This window comes from Paraburkholderia sp. BR14320, assembly GCF_040948665.1.
Classification (GTDB): domain Bacteria; phylum Pseudomonadota; class Gammaproteobacteria; order Burkholderiales; family Burkholderiaceae; genus Paraburkholderia; species Paraburkholderia youngii.
In genome coordinates this window covers 1-4,385 of record NZ_JBFPKG010000127.1, presented here as the reverse complement: position 1 = coordinate 4,385, position 4,385 = coordinate 1, and the positions used below count along the sequence as shown (strand labels likewise).

Annotated in this window: 1 protein-coding gene and 1 pseudogene; both read left to right on the top strand. The window is 57.0% G+C overall.

Features of this window, described 5'->3' with window-relative positions:
• Positions 1–1,358: 1,358 nt before the first annotated feature.
• A pseudogene (locus AB3X89_RS38930) lies at positions 1,359–2,107 on the top strand (beta-ketoacyl-ACP reductase).
• Positions 2,108–2,804: 697 nt separating this feature from the next.
• Positions 2,805–4,211, top strand: coding sequence for a GGDEF domain-containing protein (locus AB3X89_RS38925; protein ID WP_368587904.1), 1,407 nt, complete (start codon positions 2,805–2,807; stop codon positions 4,209–4,211).
• Positions 4,212–4,385: the final 174 nt, after the last annotated feature.

Here is a 4,385-nt window from a genome sequence, read left to right as displayed (position 1 = left end):
TGCACGGCCGCCGCCCGGAACTCCGGCGTGTACGCCTGTTTTGGTACCTTGAACATCTCTTCTTTCCTTCCTTTGGGTCGAGTTTACACACGACCTGCTGGAAGGCGAAATTTCAGGGGAAGCTCAGGTACCTCGCCGCTCCGTACGCTGACCTTGATGAGTAAGGGCCCACCACGGCGCTGCTACATGCTGCGCGAAGTGCTCAACGCGTTGCGCTGGATTATGAGAGCGGGTGAGCGTCGCGTTTGTTACCCAATAGCTGAGGGAGGTGGTCTCCCAGCAGACGCAGCGCAGCGCTGAACCCAGGCAAGCTGCTTCGGGGCTATGTCAATGACCTGCGTTCGATCATCCGGGTTGCGCAGGAACACCGCCGTCAACACAGCGCGGTCATTCTCGACGCGCGCACCTCAGTCGAGCTGCCATACTGGCCCGCACGGCGGTTGATACCGTGGGCAGTCGCTTGCCGTGCACGTGGGGCTGGCCAACCAGCAGGAGCGCGCCCCGGTCGGCAAGCTGGCGCATCGGGTTCTGCAGGCCGCCGGTCGGACTGCCTTTCGACGACCGGAGGTGCACAGACGAAGAACCTGCGCACGCTACACTCGACGAAGGCATTGACCTCTAAGTCGTCAAGCCGCCGCAGGCGAAAAGGCGCTCCGTGTATTTTTGGCGCCGCTGGTCAAACGCAGCTTTGACTGGCTCAACCGCTTCCGCAGAGAGCGGCAGACGCTACAGAGCGATGGCGCGAGGCCCTCGCTGGTTGCGTTTCGTCGTATTCTCCGTGCTTGTGCTCATCTACGTTGCAGCCTTTGACAAAGGGGCATAACACAACCTAGCTGCGCCCCCCCCTATTTACCAGCCGTGCGGGGCAGATGAACCCCCGAGAGAACCCGACGAATAGCGTGCGGGGAAGGTCGGAACACTACACTCCCGAGTGCGGCAACAGTATCTCTTCGATGATTGATCCATGTTAAGCCCGCTGTTGACCGATACGCCTATATTGAACACGCAATCATGGCGTGCGCGTTTGCAGCTGCTTCCAACCGGATAATTGCGGATCACTTTATCGCGTCAGGAAATCCGTCACGCGAGGAAAATCCGTGACACCATTCAATCCGTAGGGCGCGAACTTACGTTTGCGCTGCGAACGCATGTGTTCTTCTGCGAAGTTCTGCAACGAGCCGGCCTTTCTGCAACGAGCCGGCCTTTCTGCAACGAGCCGGCCTTGCCGTACCGTCGCATAAAACCGGCGGTCGACATGGTTCCTCGAGGGGAGTGTCGGGGAGCCGAAAATCTCCGGACAATTCAGTAAATCGACTCAATCACCGGCCGCCGACGGCCTCGCTCACAAGGGGAACATCATGTCAGCCAAACGCGTTGCTTTCGTTACTGGCGGCATGGGCGGTCTCGTAGCCGCCATTAGCCGACGTCTCCACGATGCAGGCACGGTGGTCGCCCTCTCGCATTCCGAGCACAAGGATCACGTTGCCACGTGGCTCGTCCATGAACGGGATGTAGGTCGCCGTTTCGTTGCGTTCGAGGTCGACGTCTCCAGCTTCGATTCGTGTGCGCATTGCGCGGAGCGCGTGCTCACCGAGTTCGGTATGGTGGACATTCTTGTGAATAACGCGGGCATTACGCGCGATTCAAGCTTTGCAAGAATGACCAAGGAAGATTGGGATAAGGTCTTACGCACCAATCTCGATTCCATGTTCAACCTGACGAAGCCATTTCTCGGTGGAATGGTCAAGCAGGGATTCGGGCGGATCGTGAATATCGGCTCAGTGAACGGTGCGCGCGGTGCATTCGGGCAAACCAACTACGCCGCAGCAAAAGCGGGCATTCACGGTTTCACCATGTCGCTCGCACTGGAGACGGCGCGATACGGCGTTACCGTCACAACACGGTGTCGCCCGGTTATCTCGCCACGACCATGACTGCGGCGATTCCCAAGGACGTAATGGATACACGAATTCTTCCTCAGATTCCGGTCGGCAGACTCGGTCAACCGGACGAAGTCGCGGCCGTGGTGGCATTTCTCTGTTCCGATGAAGCCGGCTTTGCCACGGGCACCGATTTCTCCGTCAACGGTGGTATGCACATGCGATGAAAAGCGACAGTCTAGCGTCAGACAACTTTCGGTTTTGTCTGGCGCAGTCTGCGCGGGGCATTCACTTCAACGACAATTGTCCATAAGAAACGCATGGCGTAGCGGATGGGACACGATGCGCCAATTGCAAGACAGCGACAATCCAACACCGCCGCCGGGCCAAGGTTCGCGAAGGACTGAATGTTTCCGATAAGCTAAGCGATGTAAATTGTCGTAACTTTGAGGGTTCGTCGCTGACGAGCCAGCCTTCTACCCGAACCAGCGCAGAGGGACCGCTTCCGAGAATGGCAAACCCGCGTCACGCGGGCCGAGGTAATTGCAGGGCTGAGCCCCTATGGTCGTAAATTTTACGATTGTGCATCCCTAGCCCAGGCATTATCGTCAGCAGGCCGGTTTTCTCGCCAACGGGCACACCAACAAAAAAACGAGTCGTACACGTTATTGTCTTTCCATTTTTGGAGCGTTTTTTGACGCCATCCCAAAAAGGACGACGATACAATCCCATCCGGCATGCGGGGCCCATTCAACGTAGGAATTTAAACGCGTCGTTTTGATAGAAAATTGGGAAACATACAAAGATGGTTGCAAACTTTTATGGCGCATCGATTCAGCTCGTCTGTCAAAATCCATATCTGGCAAAGGCAATTGTATCGATGGGGGCAACGACGGGCTGAAAGGACCACACCGGAGTGAATTTATGAGCGCGACGACTGCGGTGCAGACTGATAAGCAACGTTCCTTCGTGCGGTTCATCACGAGGAGCTACGCGCAGTTGGTTTTCGTCGCCTTCGCTCTTGTTCCGGCCTATCTGATTGGCTACCTGTATTTCTTTCAAAACCCGGGTCTCAAGTTCGAAAACTACCCATTTCATGAAATTGCGATCACAGGGGCGACGTTTGTGGGTCTTTTTGTCGCCTACTTGGCGTGGCAATGCTATCGATCCTCCGGCGAGCCGTTGCTGCGATGGATGACGCTAGGCTTCCTCGGATCTGTATTGATCTGTGCGCTCCATGGCGCATTCACCAGATCCGCTCATCAAAACATTTGGCTATTCCTGTTGTATGGTCCGGCGTCGCGTCTAACGATGTCGATTCTGTTGTTGATTGGGCTTCTGTCGTATCAAAGGCCGTCTGATCCCGCTGAGCGCCGCGCCGGAGCCAAGTACTTGCTAAGTTGGGCCGCAATATTCCTCGTAGTGGACGTTCTGGTTGCGCTTCTTGCCCATTCTACAGTTGCTGGCGTTGTCATTCTGCGGGTCATGGACACTGCGGCGCTCGGGTTTTCGACGCTCGGCGTCGTTATCCTGATACTGCGTCGGCCTCGGTCCCCGCTGATGCTGGTCTGTGGCATCTCCGTCATGTCCTTCGCTCTGTCGTCGGTGGCTTTTCTTCTGAGCAGCCCATGGAACCACATGTGGTGGCTTGCTCACGTCATTTTCGCCAGCGGCCTCTTCCTTCTCAGCTATGGCGTGGCGCAGGCCTTTTTGACGACACGTTCATTTGCGACGATCCATAGTCGCGAGGAGTTGAACGCGCGACTCGCCCAAGAAATGGATCGCGCCAAAAACGCTCTGAAGGAAGTTCACCGCGAGAACCAGAAGCTGGCGCACCTCGCGGCGACCGATCCATTGACCGGAGCTGCGAATCGGCGTCATTTCATTGCGTGTGTAGAAACGGAGGTCGTTCGCGCACAGAGAGACGGCACTCCATTCTCACTTCTCGCGCTCGATCTCGACAACTTTAAATGGGTCAACGACGCTTACGGACATCAGGTCGGCGACACAGTGCTCCAGGGATTCGTGCGAGTATGCCGCGACGCGATTCGGCCCTACGACGGCGTAGCACGCGTGGGCGGCGAAGAGTTCATGGTGCTGCTGACCCGCACATCGCTGGATGCAGCACTCGCAATCGGCGAGCGCATTCGCGCGACAATTGCCAGCACGACTTTCGCCGGTGAACTTGGGTGCAAGGTATCGATAACTGTCAGTATCGGCATCTCGCAGTTCGGCAGGGATGGTCGCACGATTGACGCACTACTTCGGTCAGCAGACGAGCGGCTTTACCACGCGAAAAGTCAGGGTCGCAACCGAGTGGCGATTGTTTAGCGGACCGAACCCGGCAGATGTACGCAAGCGCAACGCGACTGACGCGGTGAACCGCCCCGGGTTTTCCGGAGACCGTTTTGCTTGCGTCATGCCACAGTGACAGACTCAGCGAGATTTGCATAGTAAGCGGCTTCTGCCTCGGCAGGTGGAATGTTGCCGATGGGGCCGAAGAGC